The organism is Terrisporobacter othiniensis (assembly GCF_000808015.1).
Lineage (GTDB): Bacteria > Bacillota > Clostridia > Peptostreptococcales > Peptostreptococcaceae > Terrisporobacter > Terrisporobacter muris.
This window is the reverse complement of sequence record NZ_JWHR01000106.1, coordinates 1-1663: the sequence shown is the minus strand read 5'-3', so window position 1 is coordinate 1663 and position 1663 is coordinate 1. Positions and strand designations below refer to the sequence as shown.

Sequence of the window (1663 nt, the reverse complement as noted above, 5' to 3'; positions counted from 1 at the left end):
AAAAAATTCGCTTCGCTCATATTAGTCACTACATTGGCGAAATATTTTCATTTAAATAAATTGGATTTTATAATTTATTTACTCTAAACAAAAGGAATACCCCAAATAAGATTTGAAATATTCCTAATAACTATTGTCCATTGTCTATTATATTTACTTTATTTGTAATCAAGTCAATATCTACATTACTCTTATTTTCCATATCATCATATGTATATCCTAAAATTTTAACATCGTAATCTGAATCATACAGAGAACTTATAATCTCATCTTTTTGTTCTGGTTTTAAAATAGAATTATATATAATATGATCAACTCTTACGATTTCTCTATTTTGGTTTATTTCTGCAACTTTTAAAACAATATTACCTAAGTTTTTATCTGATATATTTTCAATTTCTATACTAAAATTTAAATCATCTTTTTGAGATTTACTTTTATTTACTTTGCTTATTGATATTACATCGTAATTTTTACTATTTTCTAAGTATTTTTTATTCTCAAAAATTTTTGTTTCATTATCCTTTAAATCTACAACTACACTACAATCTTCCGCTATATATGTATAACCCGTAATTTCTATGGAATAAGTATAATCTTTTGGTGTAAATCTTACCTGCATAACTTCTTTTGGACTTAGTGTTATATCAATATTAGTTTTTGACTCAGATATTACTTTACCATTTTCATCAAGTTCATCATAATATATAATTATTTGACTTAAATTCAAATTAGATGTATTTTTTATACTAGTCATAGAAGTTGTATCACTTCCACTTCTTGTAGATAAGTTAGTAATTTTATTACTATCTATTTGCAATGTTTTTGCATTATTACTATTAATCGTTGCCGATTCATATTCACTATATTTTGTTTCTTTCGTACTCATAAAAATATTTATACCAATTATTAAAATTATAAATATAAGAATAAGTAATATTGATTTTTTCATAGTATTATTCATATATTTGTACCTCATTTTCATTTTAATAGGTCTATTATTAAAGAAGATTCTTATATGTCTTCATAAAGTCTTTCAGTGCTTGTGTTATAATCTCTTTCTTATTGAAAGATGAGTTGCTACATAATCTCTCAAAGTCTTCCCATGTCTGTTTATCAACTCTAATATTAACCGATTTAAAATCATTGATATTAGTTTCGTCTAATAAAACATCCTTTTTGCTAGATAATTTCTTAGGTTTAAATGCTTTATTATCCTTCACTTCAATATACCAATCATAAACTTCACATAATTTGTCTATATCTTCTTGACTTATATTTATCTTTTTATCCTTTTTAGGTGTAGTTGTTTTCTTTTTGTTTACTTTTTCTTTACTATTTATAGTTTCCTTATTTTTATTTATTTCTTTTGTATTATTATTTCCTTTTATCTTACTTTTAGAACTTTTTTTTGTATCCTTAACATCTTCAAATGATATCTGAGACTCGTCAGTAGATTTTACATATATTCCTTTTACTGATTTATATCCATTCTTATTTAAACTTCTTCTAAGTGTGGATGCTTTCATTTCTAATTTATTAGAAATATCTTCAAAGGACATATTTTGTTTTTGATATTTTAGAAATAATTCTATTCTGTCTTTAGAATTCATAATTGCCTCCGTCATATTCCTTTTTTATAATTGTACCATAAATTTCTTTC

At 23.3% G+C, this 1663-nt stretch carries 2 protein-coding genes; both read right to left on the bottom strand.

The genetic code is table 11. From position 1 onward, the window contains the following. Positions 1 to 130 precede the first annotated feature (130 nt). Positions 131 to 964, bottom strand: a complete 834-nt coding sequence (locus tag QX51_RS11720; RefSeq protein ID WP_039680100.1) for a hypothetical protein — start codon at positions 962 to 964, stop codon at positions 131 to 133. 37 nt (positions 965 to 1001) lie between these two features. Beyond that, on the bottom strand, positions 1002 to 1613 hold the full coding sequence (locus QX51_RS11715) for a hypothetical protein (RefSeq protein WP_052233027.1): 612 nt from the start codon (positions 1611 to 1613) through the stop codon (positions 1002 to 1004). Positions 1614 to 1663 lie beyond the last annotated feature (50 nt).

Coding starts and splice junctions, on each gene's coding strand:
- QX51_RS11715 (WP_052233027.1), bottom strand. CDS start 1,613: ATGAATTCTAAAGACAGAATAGAATTATTTCTAAAATATCAAAAACAA.
- QX51_RS11720 (WP_039680100.1), bottom strand. CDS start 964: ATGAATAATACTATGAAAAAATCAATATTACTTATTCTTATATTTATA.